The organism is Pseudomonas rustica, assembly GCF_018336155.1.
Classification (GTDB): domain Bacteria; phylum Pseudomonadota; class Gammaproteobacteria; order Pseudomonadales; family Pseudomonadaceae; genus Aquipseudomonas; species Aquipseudomonas rustica.
Window position 1 is genome coordinate 274534 of record NZ_JAGYHF010000005.1, and the last position, 22947, is coordinate 297480.

Consider the following 22947-nt stretch of genomic DNA (forward strand, 5'->3'; position numbering starts at 1 on the left):
TGCCAAGACTAGTTGGCGTTTGGATAAAAAGATCGGCACTAAGTTGACTCGGGCTGTAGCCGATGTCAGCGCAATGTGTGGGAAAAGTATAAGAGACGAATTTCAGGCAAAAAAAAGCCCCGTCAAACTGACGGGGTTGAGGTACGAGCGTGTGGCGCTCGAAAACGTGAAACACAAGCGGCCCTCCATTGCTGGAGGGCCACTTGGGATTACAGCAGGATGGTGCGGATGTCCGCCAGCAGGCTGCCCAGACGCTGGGTGAAGCGTGCGGCAGCGGCGCCGTTGATCACACGGTGATCGTAGGACAACGACAGCGGCAGCATCAGTTTCGGCTGGAAGGCTTTGCCGTCCCAGACTGGCTGGATGGTTGCCTTGGAAACACCGAGGATCGCCACTTCCGGCGCGTTGACGATCGGCGTGAAGCCGGTGCCGCCAATGTGGCCGAGGCTGGAAATGGTGAAGCAGGCGCCTTGCATGTCGTCAGCGGTGAGCTTCTTGTCGCGGGCCTTGGCGGCCAGCGCAGCGGCTTCGGCTGCCAGTTGCAACAGGCTCTTCTGGTCGACGTTCTTGATGACCGGTACCAGCAGGCCATCCGGAGTGTCGACGGCGAAGCCGATGTTGATGTACTTCTTGCGGATGATCGCTTTGCCGCTTGGCGCCAGCGAACTGTTGAAGTCCGGCAGCTCCTTGAGCATGTGCGCGCACGACTTGAGCAGCAGCGGCAGGATGGTCAGCTTGACGCCGGCCTTCTCTGCAACGGCTTTCTGCGCCACGCGGAACGCTTCCAGCTCGGTGATATCAGCCGAATCGAACTGAGTCACGTGCGGGATGTTCAGCCAGCTGCGGTGCAGGCTCGACGCGCCGATTTGCATCAGGCGAGTCATCGGCACTTCTTCGATTTCGCCGAAACGGCTGAAGTCGACGACCGGAATCGGCGGGATGCCCGCGCCACCGGTTGCGCCAGCAGCAGCGGCCGGTGCTTCCTTGGCCTTCTGCATCATCGCTTTGACGTAAACCTGCACGTCTTCTTTCAGAATACGACCGTGCGGGCCGCTGGCGCCGACAGCGTTCAGCTCGACGCCGAACTCACGGGCCAGTTGACGCACGGCTGGGCCGGCGTGAACTTTCGCGCCCGGCTTGGCCGGGGCGGCGGCTGGAGCGGCAGCAGGTGCAGGCGCAGCGGCAGACGGAGCAGCAGCGGCAGGAGCACTTGGAGCAGCGGCGGCAGCTGGCGCCGGGGCAGCAGCAGGGGCCGCGGCTTTGACTTTCAGCTTCAGAATCAGGTCGCCGGTACCGACTTCGTCATCCAGCTTGATGGAAACGCTTTCCACCACGCCAGCGGCAGGCGATGGAATTTCCATGCTCGCCTTGTCGGATTCCAGGGTGATCAGCGACTGGTCGGCTTCAACGGTATCGCCAGCCTTGACCAACACTTCGATGATCTTGGCTTTGCCAGCCGAGCCGATGTCCGGAACGTGGATGTCCTGAACGCTGTCAGCAACCGGAGCGGCTGGCGCGGCTGCCGGAGCAGGCGCAGCGGCAGCGGCCGGAGCAGCAGCCTGAGCCGGAGCGGCCGCAGCAGGGGCCGCAGCACCCGCCACTTCCAGATCCAGAATCAGGTCGCCAGTGCCGACTTCGTCGTTGAGCTTGACGCTGATGGCCTTGACCACGCCAGCGGCAGGCGACGGGATTTCCATGCTCGCCTTGTCGGATTCCAGCGTGATCAGCGATTGATCAGCTTCGACGGTGTCGCCGACCTTGACCTGAATCTCGATGATCTGTGCCTTGCCCGAAGAACCGATGTCCGGCACGTGCACTTGCTGAACCGAAGCGGCAGCAGGGGCAGCGGCTGGCGCGGCAGCAGCAGGAGCGGCGGCCGGTTTTTCTTCAGCCTTTTTAGCCGGTGCAGCAGCCGGAGCAGGGGCCGCTTCAGCGGCGCCCTCGACTTCCAGCTCAAGCAGTTCGTCGCCTTCTTTCAGACGGTCGCCCAGCTTCACTTTCAGGCTTTTGATGACGCCGGCTTTCGGGGCCGGCACTTCCATGCTGGCCTTGTCCGATTCCAGGGTCAGGATGCTCTGGTCGGCTTCGATACGGTCGCCGACCTTCACAAACAGTTCAATTACTTCACCTTCACCGCTGCCGATGTCAGGTACGCGAATGAGTTCGCTCACAAAATGTCTCCTCAGCAGTCCAGTGGGTTGCGTTTTTCCGGGTCGATGCCGAACTTGGTGATGGCTTCAGCCACAACCTTAGGTTCGATATCACCACGGTCAGCCAGTGCTTCCAGGGCTGCCAACACCACGAAATGACGGTCAACTTCGAAGAAATGACGCAGTTTCTTGCGGCTGTCGCTGCGGCCGAAACCATCGGTGCCGAGGACTTTGAATTCCTTGGACGGGACCCACTGACGGATCTGCTCGGCGAACAGCTTCATGTAGTCGGTAGAGGCGATGACCGGACCTTTACGGCCGTTCAGGCACTCTTCGACGTAGCTCAGCTTAGGCTTCTGGCCCGGCTTCAGACGGTTGCTGCGCTCGACAGCGAGGCCGTCGCGACGCAGTTCGTTGAAGCTGGTAACGCTCCACACGTCAGCGCCAACGTTGAACTCTTCACGCAGAATCTTCGCCGCTTCACGGACTTCACGCAGGATGGTGCCGGAGCCCATCAGCTGTACGTGGTGCGCCGCATCGCGGGTGTCTTCTTCGAGCAGGTACATGCCTTTCTTGATGCCTTCTTCGGCACCGGCCGGCATGGCTGGCTGCTGGTACGACTCGTTCATCACGGTGATGTAATAGAAGATGTCCTGTTGCTCTTCGGTCATCTTCTTCATGCCGTCCTGAATGATCACCGCCAGCTCGTAGCCGTAGGTTGGATCGTAGGTGCGGCAGTTCGGGATGGTTGCAGCCAGCAGGTGGCTGTGACCGTCTTCGTGTTGCAGACCTTCACCGTTCAGGGTGGTACGGCCGGCGGTGCCGCCGATCAGGAAGCCACGGGTACGGCTGTCGCCAGCGGCCCAGGCCAGGTCACCGATACGCTGGAAGCCGAACATCGAGTAGAAGATGTAGAACGGCAGCATCGGCTGGTTGTGGCTGGAGTACGAAGTACCGGCGGCGATGAACGAGCTCATGGCGCCTGCTTCGTTGATGCCTTCTTCAAGGATCTGACCTTTCTGGTCTTCCTTGTAGAACATCACCTGGTCTTTATCGACTGGCTCGTAGAGCTGGCCGACGGACGAGTAGATGCCGAGCTGACGGAACATGCCTTCCATACCGAAAGTACGGGCTTCGTCCGGAATGATCGGAACGATGCGCGGGCCGATTTCCTTGTCCTTGACCAGTTGCGCGAGGATCCGCACGAAGGCCATGGTGGTGGAAATTTCACGGTCGCCGGAACCGTCAAGGATGGCCTTGAGGGTGTCCAGATCCGGCGTCGGCACGCTGAAGCTTTGTGCGCGGCGCTGTGGCACGAAACCGCCCAGTGCAGTGCGACGCTCGCTGAGGTAGCGGGCTTCGGCGCTGTTTGGCTCTGGCTTGAAGAACGGCAGGTTCTCCAGCTCTTCGTCCTTGACCGGGATGTCGAAACGATCGCGGAACAACTTCAGGCTGTCGACGTCGACTTTCTTGGTGTTGTGCGCAGTGTTTTTCGCTTCGCCGGCACCGGTGCCATAACCTTTGATGGTCTTGGCGAGGATGACGGTTGGTTGTTCTTTGTGGTTGACCGCTTCGTGGTACGCCGCATAGACCTTGTACGGGTCGTGGCCGCCACGGTTGAGTTTCCAGATCTCGTCGTCGGACAGATCAGCAACCATCGCCTTGAGTTCTGGCGTGTTGAAGAAGTGCTCGCGAACGAACGCGCCGTCTTTGGCTTTGTAGTTCTGGTACTCGCCGTCGATGACTTCGTCCATGCGACGTTGCAGGATGCCGTCGACGTCTTTGGCCAGCAGCGGGTCCCAGAAACGGCCCCAGATGACTTTGGTCACGTTCCACTGAGCACCGCGGAACACGCCTTCGAGTTCCTGGATGATCTTGCCGTTGCCGCGAACCGGGCCGTCGAGGCGCTGCAGGTTGCAATTGATGACGAAGATCAGGTTGTCCAGCTTCTCGCGGCCGGCCAGGGAGATCGCGCCCAGGGATTCCGGCTCGTCGCACTCGCCGTCGCCCAGGAAGCACCAGACTTTCTGTTTGCCCGGCTGGATGAAACCGCGGTGTTCCAGGTACTTCATGAAACGTGCCTGGTAGATCGCTTGAATCGGACCCAGACCCATCGATACGGTCGGGAACTGCCAGAAGTCAGGCATCAGCCAAGGGTGCGGGTAGGACGACAGGCCCTGACCGTCGACTTCCTGGCGGAAGTTGTTCATCTGGTCTTCGGTGATGCGGCCTTCCATGAACGCACGGGCGTAAACGCCTGGCGAAGTGTGGCCCTGGAAGTAGATCAGGTCGCCGCCGTGTTCGTCGGTCGGGGCCTGGAAGAAGTAGTTGAAGCCGATGTCATACAGGGTCGCACTGGAAGCGAAGCTGGAGATGTGACCACCGAGGTCGGAATCTTTCAGGTTCGTACGCATTACCATGGCCATCGCGTTCCAGCGTACCAGCGAGCGAATGCGGCGTTCCATGAACAGGTCGCCAGGCATGCGTGCTTCGTGGGTTACCGGGATGGTGTTGCGGTAAGGCGTGGTGATGGCGTAAGGGAGCTGCGAACCGCTGCGGGTTGCCAGTTCACCCATACGGGTCATCAGATAGTGAGCACGGTCTTCGCCTTCTTTGTCGAGAACCGATTCCAGGGCGTCCAGCCATTCCTGGGTTTCGACGGGATCGAGGTCTTGCATGGCTTGCTCCAGGGCGGAAAGGCTTCCAGAATCGGTTGCCTGAGTTTGCGACTGGCCTTGTGGGCAGACGATTTAAAATTCTTGGATTGCCGACAGGTTGTTCCGGCGGCGTGTAGTTTTACTACAAATCTTTGAGCATTTCAGCCTTTCGGATGTATAGACGAGTAGTAAAACTACAGATGAAAGGCTTGTGGCCTCTGACTGCGTTGTGAGAATAATCGTTAAGGTTGGTCGATTACCATCCGTAAAAGGTGAAACTTTGATGCTGGATGCTAAAGAAGAAGAAATTTCAGCTATTTCTAACTTTTGTTCGACAGTCCTTCAGGTAGCGGGTTTTCACCATTCACTACAAGCGGCTGATTACACGCCGATCAAGGATAGACCATGACCCTGCCCGTGTTTGCCGAACTGCCTGCCATCCTCCTGCCGTTGGTCACTCGATCCGAACAGTCGTTCCGTACGGCCGTCGCCGAACTGGAAGACGATCACGGCTTCTCGACCTGGACGCCAGAACGCTGGGCGCAATTCGCCCGCGTCACCGCTGCCAGCGAGTTCGTCATTGAACAGAGCATTCGTGACCCTTTGATGTTGCTCGCGCTGGTGCAGTCTGGCGAACTCGACCGGCCGTTCGCACCGGGTGAATTGTGTGCGCAGATTTCCGCTGCGGTGAACGCGGCACAGACCGAAGACGAACTCGGTCGCGCCCTGCGTCGCCAACGGGCGCGCCATCAAGTACGGATCATCTGGCGTGACCTTACCCGTCAGGCTGATCTGGTGCAGACCTGCCGCGATCTCTCGGACATGGCCGACGCCACCATCGATCAAGCCTATCAATGGTTGTACAGCCGCCATTGCGAACAATTCGGCACGCCGACCGGCCGCCGCAGCGGTGAGCCGCAGCCCATGGTCATCCTTGGCATGGGCAAGCTCGGCGCGGTCGAGCTGAATTTGTCTTCCGACATCGATTTGATTTTTGCCTACCCCGAGGGCGGCGAAACGGTGGGCGTGAAACGCTCGCTGGATAATCAGGAGTTTTTCATTCGTCTCGGCCAGCGCCTGATCAAGGCGCTGGATCCGATGACCGTCGACGGCTTTGTGTTCCGCGTCGACATGCGCCTGCGCCCGTACGGTTCGTCCGGCGCGCTGGTGCTGAGCTTCAATGCGCTGGAACAGTATTACCAGGATCAGGGCCGCGACTGGGAACGCTACGCGATGATCAAGGCGCGGGTGGTGGCCGGCGATCAGGTCGCCGGTGCGCAGTTGCTCGACATGCTGCGGCCATTTGTTTATCGGCGTTACCTGGACTTCTCGGCGATCGAAGCGCTGCGCACCATGAAGCAGCTCATCCAGCAGGAAGTGCGGCGCAAGGGCATGGCCGACAACATAAAGCTGGGTTCCGGCGGGATTCGTGAGGTCGAGTTTATTGCTCAGGCCTTTCAGTTGATCCACGGCGGCCGCGACCTGAGCCTGCAACAGCGTCCTCTATTAAAGGTGTTGAGCACGCTGGAAGGGCAGGGCTATCTGCCGCCAGCGGTGATCAGCGAGTTGCGTGAAGGTTACGAATTTCTGCGTTACACCGAGCATGCGATTCAAGCGATTGCCGACCGTCAGACGCAGATGCTGCCGGACGGCGCGCAGGATCAGGCGCGCATTGCTTTCATGCTCGGCTTTACCGATTGGGACGCTTTCCACGAGAAGCTGATGTTCTGGCGCGGCCGCGTCGCCTGGCACTTTGCGCAGGTGATTGCCGATCCCGACGAGGAAGAAGGCACCGAAAGCGAAGTGGTGGTCGGCGGTGAATGGTTGCCGTTGTGGGAAGAGGAGCAGGACGAAGAGGCGGCTTGCCGACAGCTGGAAGAGGGCGGTTTCGCTGATGCCAGCAAAGCCCTGAAGGCACTGGCCGGTTTGCGCGGCAGCCCGCAATTGCGCGCGATGCAGCGATTGGGGCGTGAGCGCCTTGATGCGTTTATTCCGCGCCTGTTGGCGCAAGCGGTTGAGCATGCCAACCCCGATCTGGTGCTTGAGCGCGTATTGCCGCTGGTGGAAGCGGTCGCTCGGCGTTCGGCTTATTTAGTCTTGCTCACGGAAAACCCCGGTGCGCTGCGGCGCTTGCTGACGTTGTGCGCGGCGAGCCCGTGGATTGCTGAGCAGATCACTCGCTTCCCGCTGCTGATGGATGAATTGCTCAACGAAGGGCGTTTGTTCAAGCCGCCCCTGGCGCCGGAATTGGCCGCCGAGTTGCGCGAGCGGCTGACGCGAATCCCCGAAGACGACCTCGAACAACAAATGGAAGCCCTGCGTCATTTCAAATTGGCGCACCGCTTGCGCGTCGCCGCCTCGGAAATCGCCGGCAGCCTGCCGTTGATGAAGGTCAGCGATTACCTGACCTGGCTCGCTGAGGCGATTCTGGAGCAAGTGCTGGCCCTGGCCTGGCGCCAGACCGTGGCCAAACACGGCACGCCGCTGCGCACCGACGGCACCTTGTGCGATTCCGGCTTCATCATTGTCGGTTACGGGAAAGTCGGCGGGCTGGAACTGGGGCATGGTTCCGATCTGGATCTGGTGTTTATCCACGACGGTGATCCACAGGTGGAAACCGACGGCGCCAAGCCGATTGATGGCGCGCAGTTCTTTACCCGACTGGGGCAGCGGATCATTCACTTGCTGACGGCGCAGACCAACTCTGGCCAGTTGTATGAAGTGGATATGCGTCTGCGGCCGTCCGGTGCGTCCGGGCTGTTGGTGAGTTCGCTCGGCGCGTTTGCTCGTTATCAAGAAAATGAAGCGTGGACGTGGGAGCATCAGGCCCTGGTGCGGGCGCGGGTACTGGTCGGCAGTCAGGATGTTGGCAAAGCGTTCGAGAAGGTTCGCGCGCAAGTTTTGGGCAAAGCGCGGGATCTGGCCAAGTTGCAACAGGAAGTCAGCGAGATGCGCGCGAAGATGCGCGACAACCTCGGCACCAAGAGCACCGCGGCCGGCACCGCGGCGAATGCCTTCGACGCTACGGCGCCGTTCGACCTCAAGCAGGACGCCGGAGGTATCGTCGATATTGAATTTATGGTGCAATACGCGGCCCTGGCGTGGTCGCACAACCACCCGCCATTGCTGCGCTGGACCGATAACATCCGTATCACGGAAGAGCTGGAACACGAAGGGCTGATGCCCGCCGAAGACGCCAGCCTGTTGCGCGAGGCCTACAAAGCCTACCGCTCCGCCGCCCACCGGCAGGCCTTGCAGAAGGACCCGGGGGTGATTGCAGGCGACCAGTTTGTTGAAGAACGGCGACAGGTGTTGCGGATCTGGAAAGAGATGGGGCTAAGCTGAAAACAGTTTATGCAGCACCCAATACCCTGTGGGAGCGAGCTTGCTCGCGAAGACGGAGTGTCAGGCAGCATTGATTTCGGATGTACCGGCCCCTTCGCGAGCAAGCCCGCTCCCACAGTGATCTGCGCTAAAACGCAGATATGTGAACAGATGCAAAACCCTGTGGGAGCGAGCTTGCTCGCGAAGACGGAGTGTCAGGCAACATTGATTTCGGATGTACCGGCCCCTTCGCGAGCGAGCTCGCTCCCACAGTGATCTGCGCTAAAACGCAGATATGTGAACAGATGCAAAACCCTGTGGGAGCGAGCTTGCTCGCGAAGACGGAGTGTCAGGCAACATTGATTTCGGATGTACCGGCCCCTTCGCGAGCAAGCCCGCTCCCACAGTGATCTGCGCTAAAACGCAGATATGTGAACAGATGCAAAACCCTGTGGGAGCGGGCTTGCTCGCGAAGGCGGAGTGTCAGGCAACATTGATTTCGGATGTGCCGGCCTCTTCGCGAGCGGGCTCACTCCTACAATAGATCTGCGGTAAATCGCAGATGTTGGAACGGATGCAAAACCCTGTGGGAGCTGGCTTGCCAGCGATAGCGGAGTATCAGACGACAATAATGTTGAATGTGAAGACCCCATCGCGAGCAGGCTCGCTCCCACAGTAGATCTACAGTGTTTGTAGAATTCTCGAGGCGGGGAGGCGTAAATGCCTCCCCGGTTCGTTTTTGGAAACCACATGAATATTCTGATCGTTGGGCCCAGTTGGGTCGGTGACATGGTGATGGCGCAGACACTCTTTCAGTGTCTCAAGCAGCGCCACCCGCAATGCGAAATCGACGTGCTGGCCCCCGAGTGGAGCCGGCCGATCCTTGAGCGCATGCCCGAAGTGCGCAAGGCCTTGAGCTTCCCGCTCGGCCACGGCGCGCTGGAACTGGCGACGCGTCGGCGCATCGGCAAATCCCTGCGCGGTCAGTACGATCAAGCGATCCTGCTGCCCAACTCGCTGAAATCGGCGCTGGTGCCGTTCTTCGCCGGCATCCCGAAACGCACCGGCTGGCGTGGCGAATTCCGTTACGGCCTGCTCAACGACGTGCGCACCCTCGACAAAGAACGCTATCCGCTGATGATCGAGCGTTTCATGGCCTTGGCCTATGAGCCGAACGCCGAGCTGCCGAAACCCTATCCACGTCCAAGCCTGCAAATCGACCCGGTCACCCGCGAAGCGGCGCTGGCCAAGTTCGGCCTGAGCCTCGATCGCCCGGTATTGGCCCTGTGCCCCGGCGCCGAGTTCGGCGAGTCCAAACGCTGGCCGTCCGAGCATTACGCCAAAGTCGCCGAAGCGCGTATCCGCGAAGGCTGGCAAGTGTGGCTGTTCGGCTCGAAAAACGATCACGCGGTCGGCGAAGACATTCGCGCCCGATTGATCCCGGGCCTGCGCGAAGAATCGGTCAACCTCAGTGGCGGCACCTCGCTGGCCGAAGCCATCGACCTAATGTCCTGCGCCGACTCGGTGGTCTCCAATGACTCCGGCCTGATGCACGTCGCCGCCGCCCTGAATCGTCCATTGGTCGCGGTCTACGGCTCAACCTCGCCGGGCTTCACCCCGCCGTTGGCCGAGCACGTCGAAGTGGTTCGCCTTGGTCTCGATTGCAGCCCATGCTTCGACCGTACCTGCCGCTTCGGCCATTACAACTGCCTGCGCCAGCTGATGCCGGACGCGGTCAACGATGCCTTGCAGAAATTGCAGGGCTCCGTGGTCGAGGTTCATTAAGTTGCGGGTACTGTTGATCAAGACTTCATCGCTGGGCGACGTGATTCATGCGTTGCCGGCGCTGACCGACGCCGCCAGGGCGATCCCCGGGATCAAATTCGACTGGGTCGTTGAAGAAGGTTTTGCCGAGATCCCGACCTGGCACCCGGCCGTCGACAAAGTGATTCCGGTGGCGATCCGCCGCTGGCGCAAAAACCTCTGGAAAACCATCACCAGCGGCGAGTGGAAACGCTTCAAACAAAGCGTGCGCACGAACAAATACGACTTGGTGATCGACGCTCAAGGCCTGCTGAAAAGCGCCTGGCTGACCCGTTACGTCAAAGCGCCGGTGGCCGGACTCGACAAAGGTTCGGCCCGTGAGCCGATGGCCGCGCGTTTTTACGATCGCAAACTGGCCGTGGCCCGTGGCCAACACGCCGTCGAACGCGTGCGCCAACTGTTCGCCATTGCCCTTGGTTATGACCTGCCAAAAGGCCTGGGCGACTACGGCCTCAACGTCGAACGTCTGGTCGAACTGCCACGCAAAAACGCCTTCGTAGTGTTCCTGCACGGCACCACGTGGGACACCAAACACTGGCCGGAAAGCTATTGGCGCGAATTGACTGAACGCGTCGGTTACCTCGGCGTCGGCGTCAAGCTGCCGTGGGGCAACCCGCAGGAAAAGGCTCGCGCCGAACGCATCGCCGCCGGTTTCAAACATGCCGAAGTGCTGCCGAAACTCAATCTGGCCGGCGTCGGCAAAGTCCTCGCCGGCGCGCAAGCCTGCGTGGCGGTGGACACCGGCCTCGGCCATTTGGCAGCGGCACTGGACGTGCCGACCATTTCGCTGTTCGGCCCGACCAACCCGGGCCTGACCGGCGCTTACGGCAAACTGCAGATTCACCTGGCCAGCGACTTCCCGTGCGCGCCGTGCCTGCAAAAGAAATGTACCTATCAACCGACCGCGCAGGATGCCCGTCAGTTTGACCTGAAGCGTGAACAGCCTCTGTGCTTTACGCGTCTGAACCCCGAGCGTGTCGCCAGCCGACTGAGCACGTTGTTAATGGCTGAGGAGCTGCGCTGATGCAATTGGCATTCGTCCTGTACAAATATTTCCCGTTCGGTGGCTTGCAGCGCGACTTCATGCGCATCGCCCTCGAATGCCAGAAACGCGGGCATCAGATCCGCGTCTACACGCTGATCTGGGAAGGCGACGTGCCGCCCGGTTTTGAAGTGCTGGTGGCCCCGGTCAAAGCCTTCTTCAATCATCGTCGCAACGAAAAACTCAGCGCATGGATGGCAGCGGATCTGGCCAAGCGCCCGGTTGATCGCCTGATTGGCTTCAACAAGATGCCGGGGCTGGACGTCTATTACGCCGCCGACGGCTGCTTCGAAGACAAGGCGCAGAACCTGCGCAATTCGCTGTACCGCCGCTGGGGCCGCTATCGCCACTTCGCCGAATACGAGCGCGCGGTGTTCGCCAAAGATGCGAAGACCGAAGTGCTGATGATTTCCGAAGTGCAGCAGCCGCTGTTCATCAAGCATTACGACACGCCGCTTGAGCGCTTCCACTTGCTGCCACCGGGCATCGCTCAGGATCGTCGCCGTCCAGCGGATGCTGACGAAATCCGCGCCGGTTTCCGCGCCGAATTCAATCTGAAGGATGACGAACTGCTGCTGGTGCAGATCGGTTCGGGCTTCAAAACCAAAGGCGTCGATCGCAGCCTGAAAGCACTCGCGGCATTGCCCGCCGAACTGAAGAAGCGCACGCGGCTGTTTGTAATCGGCCAGGATGACCCCAAATTATTCCAGATGCAGAGCGCGACGTTGGGTCTGGGCGATAACGTCACGTTCCTCAAAGGGCGCAGCGATATCCCGCGTTTCCTGCTCGGCGCCGACCTGTTGATTCACCCGGCGTACAACGAAAACACCGGTACTGTGTTGCTTGAAGCGTTGGTCGCCGGGTTGCCGGTGCTGGTCAGCGCGGTCTGCGGTTACGCCCATTACATCGCCGAGGCCGACGCCGGGCGAGTGCTGGACGAACCGTTCGATCAGGCGCAGCTGACGCAATACCTGACTGAAATGTTGCATGACGACGCTGCACGCGCGGCCTGGAGCCGCAATGGTCTGGCCTTCGCGGAGACGGCCGACCTCTACAGCATGCCGCAACACGCGGCCGATGTGATTCTGGCGGAGCACGCTTAATGAAGTTGATGCTGGCTGAACCGTTCAAAAGCCTTTGGGCCGGACGCGACCCGTTCGCCGAAGTCGAAGGCTTGCAGGGCGAGGTATACCGCGAGCTGGAAGCACGCCGGACACTGCGCACGGAAGTCGACGGTAACGGATTTTTCGTCAAGATCCACCGTGGCATCGGCTGGGGCGAAATCTTCAAAAACCTGCTGACCGCCAAGCTGCCGGTACTCGGCGCGGGTCAGGAATGGAAGGCCATCCAGCGTCTGCAGGAAGTCGGCGTGCCGACCATGACCGCCGTCGCGTACGGCGAGAAGGGCAGCAACCCGGCGGATCAGCACTCGTTTATCGTCACCGAAGAACTGGCGCCGACCGTCAGCCTGGAAGACTTCAGCATTGACTGGATCAAGCAGCCGCCGGAGCCAACGCTCAAGCGCGCGCTGATCGCCGAAGTCGCGCGCATGACCGGCATGATGCACCGCGCCGGCGTCAACCATCGCGACTGCTACATCTGCCACTTCCTGCTGCACACCGATAAACCGGTGACGGCAGAAGATTTCAAGCTTTCGGTGATCGACCTGCACCGTGCCCAGACCCGCGCGAAAATCACCCAGCGCTGGCGCAACAAGGATCTGGCCGCGCTGTACTTTTCCGCGCTGGACATCGGCCTGACCCGCCGCGACAAGCTGCGTTTCCTCAAGGGCTATTTCCAGCAACCGCTGCGGCAGATTCTCGCCGAAGAAGCGCCGTTGCTGAGCTGGCTCGAAGGCAAGGCCAACAAGCTCTATGCGCGTAAACAGCGCTACGGAGATGCGCTCTGATGGCGGGTTGGATTCTGGAACCGCAATACAGTGAACTCGCCGAAGATTTTGGCAGCCTCGAAGCGGTGTTCGCCCTGCAAGGCGAACGGCTGACTCGCGATCCGCTGTCGGAAGTCGTCCGGGTCGAGCGCAACGGCGTCAACTATTACGTCAAACGCTACGTCGGCGCCGGTAAAGGCTTGCGCCGTTACCTCGGCAAGCCGCGCGTGAAGATGGAATGGCAGAACCTCAAGCGCTTCGCCAAGTGGGGCATTCCCACCGCCGAAGTGGTGGCCTGGGGTCTGGAGCGACGTGGCGCGGCGTACGACCGTGGCGCGATGATCACCCGCGAACTGCCGCGCACCGAGGATCTCTCGGCGCTGGCTGAGCGCAACGATCCGAAACTCAAGGATCGCGCCTGGGTCGATGGTGTCAGCCGGCAACTGGCCGCTTACACGCGGACCATGCACGATCACCGCTTCACCCATAACGATCTGAAGTGGCGCAACTTGCTGATCGACGATCAGGATCGACTGTTCCTGATCGACTGCCCGAACGGCGATTTCTGGCGCGGTTTCTGGCTCAAGTACCGCATCACCAAGGATCTGGCCTGCCTCGACAAGGTTGCCAAATATCACCTGTCGAACACCCAGCGCCTGCGCTTTTATCTGCAATACCGTGGGCGTGATCGCCTGAATGCCGCTGACAAGAAGCGCATTCGCCACGTGGTGAGATTTTTCGAGGGACGCGAATGACTGATTTTCTGGCCGCTGAAGACCGTGCGCTGCTCGAGCGCCATGGCCTCGGCACCTTCGACGCGCTCTGGGCCAAACAGCTTGAAGCAGTGGACGAGCCGAACACCGACGGTGGCGGCTGGAGCAGCGTGTTTCGCCTGGAGCTGGAGGGGCACGCCTACTACCTCAAGCGCCAGAGCAACTACTTGACGCGCACGTTGCACGCGCCGTTTGGTGAGCCGAGTTTTGCCCGTGAGTTTCGCAATATCAGCCGTTACAACACGCTGGGGATTCCGGCGCTGCAAGCGGCGTTTTTCGGCCAGCGCAAGGTCGACGGCGAAGTCCGCGCGATCCTGCTGACCCGCGCCCTCGATGGCTGGGATGATCTTGATTCGTTGTTGCAGCGCTGGCCGGAACTGACCGCCGCGCAGCAATCAGCGATCCTCAAGGCCTGCGGGCAACTGGCGCGGCTGCTGCACGGTCTGCGTCAGGTGCACGGCTGTTTTTACCCGAAACATATTTTTTTGCAGGCCGACGGCGCTGATTATCGCGCGCAGTTGATCGACCTGGAGAAAACCCGGCCACTGCTGTGGGGCATGCGCGATCGGGTCAAGGATCTGGAGCCACTGGTGCGCCGTGCGCCGCAATGGAACGAGGCGCAACTGCGCGAGCTGCTTGCGGCTTATGTCGATCAGGCGACCGACAGTTCGTTGGTCGATGCCTGGGTTACGCGGCTGACCGCGCGGCGTAGTCGCAAGGAGACTCGCTGATGCAATTGTCCGATCTGAAAAACGCCGGGCGCACGCCGAGTCTGCCGTTGACGATTTCCCTGGCCGATGCCGCCGGGCCTGCCGATTTGCAGTTGCTGAGTCTGCTGCGGGTGCTGCCGGGGCAGCGTTATGTCGGTGCCGGTGTGTGGCGCGGTCGGCCAGTGCTGGCGAAATTGCTGGTCGGCAGCAAAGCGGCGCGGCATTTTCAGCGTGAACTCAATGGCGTGAAGCTGCTGGCGGCGCAAGGCTTGACCACGCCGCTGCTGTTGGCCGATGGCTTGAAGGAAGGCGAGGGCGGCTGGCTGCTGTTCGAATTCCTTGAAGACGCTGAAAGCCTTGGCGATGCCTGGCAACAGGTCGAGTCGTTGCCGGTGCTGGCGGATGAACAATCGGCGGTGCTGGGCGACGCACTCGGCGCGATTGCGCAGTTGCACAGCAAGGGCCTCTGGCAGGAAGACCTGCACCTCGACAATCTGCTGCGTCACGGCGGCCAGTTGTACTTGATCGACGGTGCCGGCATCTGCGCGGAAACCGCTGGCCAGCCGTTGTCGCGGCAGAAAGTGCTGGAAAATCTCGGTGTGTTTTTCGCTCAGTTGCCCAAGTCACTGGAGCCGTTCACTGAAGAGTTGTTGGTGTATTACCTGCTGAGCAACGGCGAACACGCGTTGCCGCTGGAAGCATTGCAGAAGCAGATCGACAAAGTGCGCGCCTGGCGTCTGCGCGATTACCTGATCAAGGTCGGTCGCGAGTGCACGCTGTTTGCCGTGCAGCGCGGTGCGTTTGCCCTGCGCGCTATTCGTCGCGAAGAAGAGGCGGCGATGGTGCCGGTGCTGGAACAGGCCGATGCGCTGCTCGATCAGGGCCATTTGTACAAGACCGGCGGCGCGGCGAGCGTCGGCAAGGTTGAAGTGGCCGGGCGCAAACTGGTGATCAAGCGCTACAACATCAAGAATTTTGCTCATTGGCTCAAACGCTTCTGGCGTCCGAGCCGCGCTTGGCATTCATGGCGTGAAGGCAATCGTCTGGCGTTCCTCGGCATCGCCACGCCGAAGCCGCTGGCCGTGCTGGAAAAACGCTTTCTGTGGCTGCGCAGCCGCGCGTATCTGATCACCGAATACCTGCCGGGCCCGGACATCATCGAGCGCTTTGCGCCGTATGTTGAAAACGGCAACGCGCCGGAATCCGAGCTGCAGGCGCTGGATCAACTGTTCGCCCGCCTGATCGCCGAACGCATCAGCCATGGCGACTTCAAGGGCCACAACCTGTTCTGGCAGGACGATCGCTGGGCGCTGATCGATCTCGACTCAATGTGCCAACACCGCTCCCTCGGCAGCTTCGCCCCGGCCTACGCCCGCGACCGCGCACGCTTCATGCGCAACTGGCCCGAGAGCAGCGCGCTGTATCAAGTGATTGATCAGCGGTTGCCCAAAGACATCTCCAGCGTTGCCTGAATCGGGTCTTCGACCCTTTCGCGAGCAAGCCCGCTCCCACATCGACCGCATTCCAACTAGAGGAACACGGTCACCTGTGGGAGCGGGCTTGCTCGCGAAGAGGCTCGTAAAAACGCCACAAACTCCGCTGACTTCTCCTACAACTTCTCCAGAACCCATAACCTGTGCCCGATTGAGCGCCGATGCTAATTTGCCCTGACGACATCGGAGGGCATCTCTTGACGATTAAAAGGGCAGCGAAAGTTTGCGTTCATACATGGGCTTATCAAGTCGTGGGTAGCGGTTTTGCAGTTTTCTCTCTTTGAAAACGCAAGCGAATCGGGAGTAACGAAGGGCAGGTCAGGAGAATCGCGCGTTTGATGTGCTCAAGCGCAAATTCTATTGCAGTGGTGGGCGGAGCAACGTTGGAGAGGGATTCGAGAACTGGGGTTTGAAGATTTTCCCTGCCCCAGAAAGCGAAAAGCCCCGGTGATCTCACCGAGGCATTAGCGCCGACCGGGATCCCCCAGTCCATTTGCACGGAGTCTATGTTGACGTGCCCGGAAGTGTCAACGCGGGCGCTTGCCCGTTCCGCTAGAGGTTTGCTGGCGCTTTTACGCTATAATCCCGCCCTTTAGCTGTCTCTCGCCCGGTGCGAGGGCACTTCAATTTTCAAGGCGCCTTGCGCCTGCATGCAGACTAAAGAGGCTAGACCCCTGTGGCATTGACGATTCTTGGCCTGTCCGGCGCCCTTAGCCATGATCCTTCAGCAGCCTTGTACATCGACGGCAAGTTGGTGGCGGCGGCTGAGGAAGAGCGCTTCGTACGCGATAAGCATGCAAAGAACCGCATGCCCTACGAATCGGCGAAGTTCTGCCTTGAGCAGGCTGGCATCAAGCCGTCCGACGTTGACGTGGTAGCGATTCCGTTCGCACCGATCAGCCTGTTCGGCGAGGCGCGCTGGCACTACGCCAAGCGCTACTGGTACGCACCGGATCGCGCTCTTGACGCGATTCTGATGGGCAACCGCCGCTACAAGCGCTATCGCAACAAGATCGTCTGGTGCCTGGAGCAACTGGGTTTTGATCCGAAAAAGATCAAGATCGAGCCGGTCGAGCACCACCTGGCTCACGCCTCCAGCGCCTACCACTGCTCGGGTTTCCAAGAGAAAACCGCGATTCTCGGCATCGACGGCAAGGGTGAGTACGCCACGACCTTCTTCGGTTACGGCGAAAACGGCAAGATCCACAAGATCAAGGAATTCTTCGACCCGGACTCCCTCGGCGGCCTGTACGGCGCGATCACCGAGTTCCTCGGTTTCGAGATGCTCGACGGTGAGTTCAAGGTCATGGGCATGGCGCCGTACGGCGACGCCAGCAAATATGATTTCTCGCGTCTGGCCTCGTTCGAGAACGGCGAGCTGGTGATCAACACCGACTACGCCAACGTGATCGGCCTGCGTCGCTACAAAGAGAAGGGCAAAGGCTTCTACTTCTCGCCGAAGCTGATCGAATGGCTGGGCCCGAAACGCGAAGGCGACATCGCTGACGAGCCGTATATTCACTACGCCGCGAGCATGCAAGCGCTGTTCGAAAAGATCTCGCTGCAGATGATCGACCACTACCTGGGTGACATCCTCAAGGAAACCGGCAAACTCGCGTTCGCCGGTGGCTGTGCGTTGAACGTCAAGCTCAACCAGAAAATCATCGCCCGCGATGACGTTAAAGAATTGTTCGTACAACCTGCGTCCGGCGATGCCGGCACCGCTGTTGGCGCCGCCGCTTACGTGTCGCACGCCCGTGGCGTACCGGTCGAGAAGATGGAACACGTCTACCTCGGCCCGTCGTACAGCAACGAAGACGTGATCGCCGCGTGCGCCCGTCACGAGAACAAGCCGACCTGGCGCAAGCTCGACAACATGCCGGAGCAGATCGCCAAGATCATGGTCGATGGCAACCCGGTGGCCTGGTTCCAGGGCCGCATGGAGTTCGGTCCGCGCGCACTCGGTGGTCGTTCGATCATCGGTTGCCCGAGCATTCCCGGCGTGGCTGACCGCATCAACCACCAGATCAAGTTCCGCGAGCGCTGGAGGCCTTTCTGCCCGTCGATGCTCGACACCGTTGCGCCACAGATGATCAAGATCGATCACCCGGCGCCGTTCATGACCTTCACTTTCGAAGTCGCGGATGAGTGGAAAACCCGTGTGCCGGAAGTCGTCCATGAAGACGGTACGTCGCGTGCCCAGGTGCTCAAGCGCGAATACAACCCGCGCTACTACGACATGATGAAAGCGCTGGAAGTCCTCACCGGCAACGGTGTGTCGCTGAACACTTCGCTCAACCGTCGTGGCGAACCGATGATCTGCTCGCCGACCGACGCGCTGAACATGTTCTTCGGCTCCGATCTGCAGTACCTGATCATGGAAGACATTCTGGTGGTCAAAGAGGGCGCAAACGCTTATGACTCGCTCGGCTGAACGCCATGTGTTGCAGTTCTGTCACGGCTATGACGGGCCGTTCCTCGACTGCGCACGGCAGTACGCCAGCCTGTTCGCGGGCACCGGTTATCGGGTGACCACGGTCTTTCTGACCGGGGCCGCCGATAGCGAGGTGGCCGCAGCGTGTGCCTCCGATGAAGTGTTGTTCATGGAATACAGCTCCAAGGCCATTCGTGGCCTGAAGCTGGGCGCCATCGGCGATCTGCGCAAGATCGCCGCTTCACGCAATTTCAGTTTCTGCATCGCCCATCGTTTCAAGCCGATCTACATCGCCTTGCTCGGCACGTCACTGCCGGTGATTGGCGTGCACCACGCGTTTGGTGATTACCAACGCCGTACGCGCAAGCTGTTCGCGCACATTTTCCGTAAACGTCTGAGCCTGCTCGGTGTGTCCGATGCGGTGCGCGACGACATGCGTCGTTGCCTGCCGCAGTGGCCGCAAGCGCGGATTCAGACGCTGTACAACCGTATCGATCTGCCTGCGCTGCAATTTGCTCAGGTGTCCGCCCGCGAAGCCCGCGAGACCTTGGGTCTGGCGGCGGATGCGTGGATTGTCGGCAACGTTGGTCGACTGCACCCGGACAAGGATCAGGCGACATTGCTGCAAGGTTTCGCCGCCGCGCTGCCGGGGTTGCCCGATAACAGCCAACTGGTGATTCTCGGCAAGGGCCGCCTGGAACAGGATCTCAAGGAGCTGGCGCGCGAGCTGGGTATCGGCGATCGCGTGCTGTTCCTCGGTCAGGTGCCGGACGCACGCAATTTCTTCCGCGCCTTCAATGTTTTCGCGCTGAGCTCCGATCACGAACCGTTCGGCATGGTGCTGCTGGAGGCCATGGCCGCCGGCGTGCCGTTGCTGGCCACTGCGTGTGGCGGGGCGAAGGAAGTCGTCGAAGGCGTGGGCATTCTGTTCCCGCTGGGCGATGCCGATCGCCTTGCCCAGGGCTTGCAACATTTGGCCGGTATGGATGATCAACAGCGCCATCAGTGCGCCGAGATGATGCTCGAACGTCTGCGTGAGCAATTCTCCGACCGTGCGGTGCGCGACACCTTCTGGCGTCTGCCGCAAGTTATCGATCTGGCACCGAGGGGCTGATGCTCAACCGATTCCAAGGCTGGCGCGAACGTGGCTGGTCGCCCGTTGACGCCTCGACCTATGCAACCACCTGGCAGCGTTTTGGCGGCAGTGTCGCCACGCATCCGCTGGTGGTTGAGCGTCTGGCTGATCTGGCCGGCATCCCGGTGCGCTATCTGGCCTGGGAGCAGCAAGGCGAAATCAAAGCGGCGATCCCGACCTGGGGCCGCGATCTCGCGCTGTCCAAGGACGTGCTCAAGCGCAACGGCAAGAAAGGCCTGTTCGACCTCGGTAACGCCGAGCTGATCCTGCCGGCCGCCGTCGATGCCCAAGCCCCGCTGCGCCATCGTGCACGCTACTTGTCGGCGCTCAACGAAAGTCGCTTCAGCGGCATGAAGTTGCAGACCGAGCAACTGGCCATGGCCCGCACCCCGGAAGAATTGTCGAAGAAGTTTCGCTACAACCAGCGCCGCGAATTGCGTCTGCTGGAAGAGGCGGGCGGCGTGGTGCGTCCGGTCAGCGACTTCTCCAGCGTTGAGCTGGCGGCGATCTACTGCGATCTGTTTCAGCGTCGCTGGGGTTTCCCCGCTACCGGCGCGGCGCGCATGGCTGATGTGATCGAGCTGTTGCGTGAGTTGCTGATCGGTTCGGTGATCTTCCTCAACGAGGCGCCGATTGCGATCCAACTGGTATACCGCGTCGAAGCGCCGGAGTGGATCAGCGTCGAATACATCAACGGCGGCGTCGACCCAGAAACCCGTGAATTCAGTCCCGGCAGCGTGTTGAGTTTCCTCAATACGCAAAGTGCCTGGGAACATGCGCGCGCGCTGAACAAGCCGCTGCGCTTTTCCTTCGGTCGCGCCGACCGTGAATACAAGGATCGCTGGTGCAATCCTGTGCCGGTGTTCACCGTATGAGCCCGCCCATGAGCCGCAAACAGCAACTGCTCAAGCGCCACCGGCGCAACAAACGTATCGGCCTGCTGATTGCGTTGATCGTGTTGATCACGATCGGTGTGCTGGTCGCCTGGTGGTTGCCGTTGCTGCTCGCGGTGATCGGCTGGATCGCCCATGAGGCGTGGTTCGCCGATCATTTGTTCTATTCGCCGAAAGACGATTATCAGTACAGCTTTCCACCGTTTACGCCACAGCCGAAAGTGCATCTGAACGGCGAGCAATTGCGTCTGGATGACGGCGTGATGGTGATGGATGACGCCACGCTGATTCTCGCGGTGCAGGTCAAAAGCACGTGGCTGGGCCGCTTCTTCGATCCGCGCATCGAACTGGTGGGCGGTACAAATCCTGACGCGCAAACCTTCGAGCGAGGCGTCAACGGTCTGCGCTATCTGAACCTCAGCGGTCAGGCGCAAGCCTTGTCGCAAGGTGTGCTGCGTTTGCGCTGGCGCTTCTGTCGCGTCTCCGGTGAACCGGTTTTGTGGGCGTTGGAGCAAACCGATTACCGCCGTTCGCGGGTGATGGTCATCGCACCGCACGCCGACGATGCCGAACTCGCGGCGTACGGTCTGTACAGCCAGGTCGATGAAGCCTGGATCGTCACCCTGACCGCCGGCGAAATCGAAGCCGAGCATTATCAGCAGATGGGCCTGAACAAGGTCGAAGCCGCGCGGCTCAAGGGTCGATTGCGCGCCTGGGACAGCCTCGCCGTGCCGCGCTGGGCCGGTGTGCCGGCGGAAAACTGCGTACAACTCGGTTACTTCTGTCTGCAACTGGCAGCGATGCAGGCAGCGCCGAATCAGGCGATGGCTTCACGCGAAGCCGATCTGAGTGATACCCGCCTGTTCCGTCAGTTGAACCCGTTCAGCTTGCCGAGCGATGTCGATGGCGCGCCGACCTGGAACAATTTGCTGGCCGACCTGCGCGAAGTGCTGCTGCGCGCACGTCCGGACGTGATCGTCCTGCCGCATCCGACGCTTGATCCGCACCCCGATCATATTTGCAGCCAACAAGCCGTGTTGCAGGTGCTCAGCAGCCTCGACTGGCAGCCAACCCTGCTCGGTTACGCCAATCATTTGCACGACAACGATCGCTGGCCGATGGGCAACGCCGGTGAGGGCATCGCGCTGCCGCCGGCGTTCGATGGCGCCGCACCGATGCAGCCGCTGTGCCTGCCGCTGACTATCGAACAGCAACGCGACAAAGCCATGGCGCTGGGCATGATGCATGACTTGCAGCCGCCAGCGCCGTTCAAGCGCCGTTTGCGCCGCTTGATCCAGCGTTTGCTGGCCGGTCGCGCGCCGTCGGTGTATGGCGAAAACGAATTTTTTCGAAAAGCGGTCAGACGCCAGGAATTGCTGTGGCTGCTGAAACCGGGTGAATCAGGCGTCAATCGGGGAGAGTTATGAGTCAACGGTCGAAGGTGCTGCAACTGCAGCCTGACTACAACGTCAAAGCCCATGATTTCGCTGACCTTGCCGAGCAGATCGTCAAGGCGCTGCCGTCGGATCGCTATGAAATCACCGCAGCGTTCCTGCGCGGCAAACCTGCACCTGGCGAGCCGGTCAGCCGCGCCGATCGCTCGGTGTATTTCGAGTTTTCCGACAAATCCCTGAAAGGCATGCGCCTGCGTGCGATGTGGGAACTGTACAAGTTCTGCCGCCGCGAGAAGTTCGACGTCGTCATCTGCAACCGCTTCAAACCGGTGAACATGATGCTCACCCTGAACCGCTGGTTGAAGGTGCCGCTGTGCATTGGCATCTCCCATGGTTTCGGCGAGTACGACCGCTTCTACCGTCGTCGCCAAACTCAGCGGCTGATCGACCGTCACTGGCGCTTCGTCGGTGTTTCGCCAGCTGTCAAACAGTACCTGCTGGACTGCGATTGCGGCTTCACCGACCAGAATACTTACGCGATCACCAACGCCATCGACATCGAACAGGCCGAAGGTTTGCAGCACAGCCGCGAAAAGGCGCGTGAGCTGCTCGGCATCGACCCGAATGTGCGCCTGATCGGCGCGCTGGGGCGGCTGGTTTCGGTCAAGGGTCACACTTATCTGTTGCAGGCTTTTGCCGCGCTGAAAGACAAATACCCGAACACGCAGTTGGCGATCATTGGCGCCGGGCGCCTGCAAGCGCCGCTGGCTGCCGAGATCGAGCAACTGGGTTTGGAGGGTCGCGCGCACTTGCTGGGTTTCAAGGAAAACGCGCTGCAATACGTGCGCGCGTTTGATATCTGGACGATGCCGTCGCTGGCCGAAGGTTTGGGTCTGGCCTTGCTGGAAGGCATGAGCGGACATTTGCCGGTGATCGCCTCGAACGTGCCGGCGATGGTGCCGCTGATCGAAGGCGCTGGCGGTCTGGCGATTACGCCGAAGGATGTGCCGAGTATTGTTGCGGCGCTGGATCAGTACCTCGCGCTGTCCGACGACGAACTCAAGGCCAAGGGCGAGCAAGCCTACCGCTATCTGCAAGAACAACATGACATCGAGGTGTTCCGTCAGGAGTACCTCAATCTGATCGACTCTGGCCTGGAACAGGCACGCAAGGAGCAGCCATGAGCGAGCAGAAAGCCATGGGCGAGCAAACAGCCTTGAGCGAACAAGA

The 22947-nt window shown here is 60.5% G+C and carries 16 protein-coding genes and 1 pseudogene; 15 read left to right on the forward strand and 2 right to left on the reverse strand.

Annotated features, from left to right (window positions below; all coding sequences use genetic code 11):
- Nucleotides 1-209: 209 nt before the first annotated feature.
- Together aceF and aceE are read right to left on the reverse strand one after the other, a co-directional pair.
- On the reverse strand, nucleotides 210-2171 hold the full coding sequence (gene aceF / locus KFS80_RS11550; protein ID WP_212544870.1) for a dihydrolipoyllysine-residue acetyltransferase: 1962 nt from the start codon (nucleotides 2169-2171) through the stop codon (nucleotides 210-212).
- An 11-nt stretch (nucleotides 2172-2182) separates the two neighbouring features.
- Complete coding sequence (gene aceE, locus KFS80_RS11555) at nucleotides 2183-4828, reverse strand: pyruvate dehydrogenase (acetyl-transferring), homodimeric type (RefSeq protein ID WP_008081364.1); 2646 nt, start codon at nucleotides 4826-4828, stop codon at nucleotides 2183-2185.
- Between the two features lie 262 nt (nucleotides 4829-5090).
- Here aceE and KFS80_RS27090 point away from each other — a divergent pair, with 262 nt between their 5' ends.
- The 15 genes and pseudogenes from KFS80_RS27090 to KFS80_RS11620 all read left to right on the forward strand — a co-directional run bounded on the left by KFS80_RS27090 (nucleotide 5091) and on the right by KFS80_RS11620 (nucleotide 22901).
- The gene (locus tag KFS80_RS27090; protein ID WP_276514720.1) at nucleotides 5091-5216 is read left to right on the forward strand and encodes a hypothetical protein; all 126 of its coding nucleotides are present in this window, start codon (nucleotides 5091-5093) and stop codon (nucleotides 5214-5216) included.
- Nucleotides 5213-8152, forward strand: a complete 2940-nt coding sequence (glnE, locus tag KFS80_RS11560; protein ID WP_212544871.1) for a bifunctional [glutamate--ammonia ligase]-adenylyl-L-tyrosine phosphorylase/[glutamate--ammonia-ligase] adenylyltransferase — start codon at nucleotides 5213-5215, stop codon at nucleotides 8150-8152. The genes KFS80_RS27090 and glnE overlap by 4 nt, the downstream gene beginning before the upstream one ends.
- A gap of 729 nt (nucleotides 8153-8881) precedes the next feature.
- Nucleotides 8882-9916, forward strand: a complete 1035-nt coding sequence (waaF, locus tag KFS80_RS11565; RefSeq protein WP_064387782.1) for a lipopolysaccharide heptosyltransferase II — start codon at nucleotides 8882-8884, stop codon at nucleotides 9914-9916.
- Nucleotide 9917: 1 nt separating this feature from the next.
- Nucleotides 9918-10979: a lipopolysaccharide heptosyltransferase I gene (gene waaC, locus KFS80_RS11570; protein ID WP_212544872.1), complete on the forward strand. Its 1062-nt coding sequence runs from the start codon at nucleotides 9918-9920 to the stop codon at nucleotides 10977-10979.
- A complete protein-coding gene (locus KFS80_RS11575) occupies nucleotides 10979-12100 on the forward strand; it encodes a glycosyltransferase family 4 protein (protein WP_194935865.1) in 1122 nt (373 codons plus the stop codon). Before waaC ends, KFS80_RS11575 begins: the two co-directional genes overlap by 1 nt.
- On the forward strand, nucleotides 12100-12906 hold the full coding sequence (gene rfaP, locus KFS80_RS11580; protein ID WP_212544873.1) for a lipopolysaccharide core heptose(I) kinase RfaP: 807 nt from the start codon (nucleotides 12100-12102) through the stop codon (nucleotides 12904-12906). The genes KFS80_RS11575 and rfaP overlap by 1 nt, the downstream gene beginning before the upstream one ends.
- Nucleotides 12906-13640 (forward strand): lipopolysaccharide kinase InaA family protein, encoded by a 735-nt coding sequence (locus tag KFS80_RS11585; RefSeq protein WP_053116718.1) that lies wholly within the window; start codon nucleotides 12906-12908, stop codon nucleotides 13638-13640. The genes rfaP and KFS80_RS11585 overlap by 1 nt, the downstream gene beginning before the upstream one ends.
- Nucleotides 13637-14389, forward strand: a complete 753-nt coding sequence (locus tag KFS80_RS11590) for a lipopolysaccharide kinase InaA family protein (RefSeq protein WP_212544874.1) — start codon at nucleotides 13637-13639, stop codon at nucleotides 14387-14389. The genes KFS80_RS11585 and KFS80_RS11590 overlap by 4 nt, the downstream gene beginning before the upstream one ends.
- The gene (locus KFS80_RS11595; protein WP_212544875.1) at nucleotides 14389-15840 is read left to right on the forward strand and encodes a lipopolysaccharide kinase InaA family protein; all 1452 of its coding nucleotides are present in this window, start codon (nucleotides 14389-14391) and stop codon (nucleotides 15838-15840) included. Before KFS80_RS11590 ends, KFS80_RS11595 begins: the two co-directional genes overlap by 1 nt.
- Before the next feature lie 331 nt (nucleotides 15841-16171).
- Nucleotides 16172-16312 (forward strand): annotated as a pseudogene (locus KFS80_RS26950) (DUF3800 domain-containing protein); the annotation flags it as partial.
- A gap of 225 nt (nucleotides 16313-16537) precedes the next feature.
- Nucleotides 16538-18295, forward strand: a complete 1758-nt coding sequence (locus KFS80_RS11600) for a carbamoyltransferase family protein (protein WP_008079282.1) — start codon at nucleotides 16538-16540, stop codon at nucleotides 18293-18295.
- Complete coding sequence (locus KFS80_RS11605; RefSeq protein ID WP_212544876.1) at nucleotides 18279-19409, forward strand: glycosyltransferase; 1131 nt, start codon at nucleotides 18279-18281, stop codon at nucleotides 19407-19409. Before KFS80_RS11600 ends, KFS80_RS11605 begins: the two co-directional genes overlap by 17 nt.
- The gene (locus tag KFS80_RS11610; RefSeq protein ID WP_212544877.1) at nucleotides 19409-20305 is read left to right on the forward strand and encodes an antimicrobial resistance protein Mig-14; all 897 of its coding nucleotides are present in this window, start codon (nucleotides 19409-19411) and stop codon (nucleotides 20303-20305) included. The genes KFS80_RS11605 and KFS80_RS11610 overlap by 1 nt, the downstream gene beginning before the upstream one ends.
- Nucleotides 20306-20313: 8 nt before the next feature.
- Nucleotides 20314-21750, forward strand: coding sequence for a PIG-L family deacetylase (locus tag KFS80_RS11615; protein ID WP_212544878.1), 1437 nt, complete (start codon nucleotides 20314-20316; stop codon nucleotides 21748-21750).
- Nucleotides 21747-22901: a glycosyltransferase family 4 protein gene (locus tag KFS80_RS11620; RefSeq protein ID WP_212544879.1), complete on the forward strand. Its 1155-nt coding sequence runs from the start codon at nucleotides 21747-21749 to the stop codon at nucleotides 22899-22901. The genes KFS80_RS11615 and KFS80_RS11620 overlap by 4 nt, the downstream gene beginning before the upstream one ends.
- Nucleotides 22902-22947: the final 46 nt, after the last annotated feature.

Bases quoted from the DNA above. Each gene is read 5' to 3' on its own strand.
- KFS80_RS27090 (WP_276514720.1), top strand. From the start codon at position 5,091: ATGCTGGATGCTAAAGAAGAAGAAATTTCAGCTATTTCTAACTTTTGT.
- KFS80_RS11595 (WP_212544875.1), top strand. From the start codon at position 14,389: ATGCAATTGTCCGATCTGAAAAACGCCGGGCGCACGCCGAGTCTGCCG.
- KFS80_RS11620 (WP_212544879.1), top strand. From the start codon at position 21,747: ATGAGTCAACGGTCGAAGGTGCTGCAACTGCAGCCTGACTACAACGTC.
- KFS80_RS11610 (WP_212544877.1), top strand. From the start codon at position 19,409: ATGCTCAACCGATTCCAAGGCTGGCGCGAACGTGGCTGGTCGCCCGTT.
- KFS80_RS11575 (WP_194935865.1), top strand. From the start codon at position 10,979: ATGCAATTGGCATTCGTCCTGTACAAATATTTCCCGTTCGGTGGCTTG.
- waaF (WP_064387782.1), top strand. From the start codon at position 8,882: ATGAATATTCTGATCGTTGGGCCCAGTTGGGTCGGTGACATGGTGATG.
- glnE (WP_212544871.1), top strand. From the start codon at position 5,213: ATGACCCTGCCCGTGTTTGCCGAACTGCCTGCCATCCTCCTGCCGTTG.
- KFS80_RS11585 (WP_053116718.1), top strand. From the start codon at position 12,906: ATGGCGGGTTGGATTCTGGAACCGCAATACAGTGAACTCGCCGAAGAT.
- aceE (WP_008081364.1), bottom strand. From the start codon at position 4,828: ATGCAAGACCTCGATCCCGTCGAAACCCAGGAATGGCTGGACGCCCTG.
- KFS80_RS11605 (WP_212544876.1), top strand. From the start codon at position 18,279: ATGACTCGCTCGGCTGAACGCCATGTGTTGCAGTTCTGTCACGGCTAT.
- KFS80_RS11590 (WP_212544874.1), top strand. From the start codon at position 13,637: ATGACTGATTTTCTGGCCGCTGAAGACCGTGCGCTGCTCGAGCGCCAT.
- KFS80_RS11615 (WP_212544878.1), top strand. From the start codon at position 20,314: ATGAGCCGCAAACAGCAACTGCTCAAGCGCCACCGGCGCAACAAACGT.
- rfaP (WP_212544873.1), top strand. From the start codon at position 12,100: ATGAAGTTGATGCTGGCTGAACCGTTCAAAAGCCTTTGGGCCGGACGC.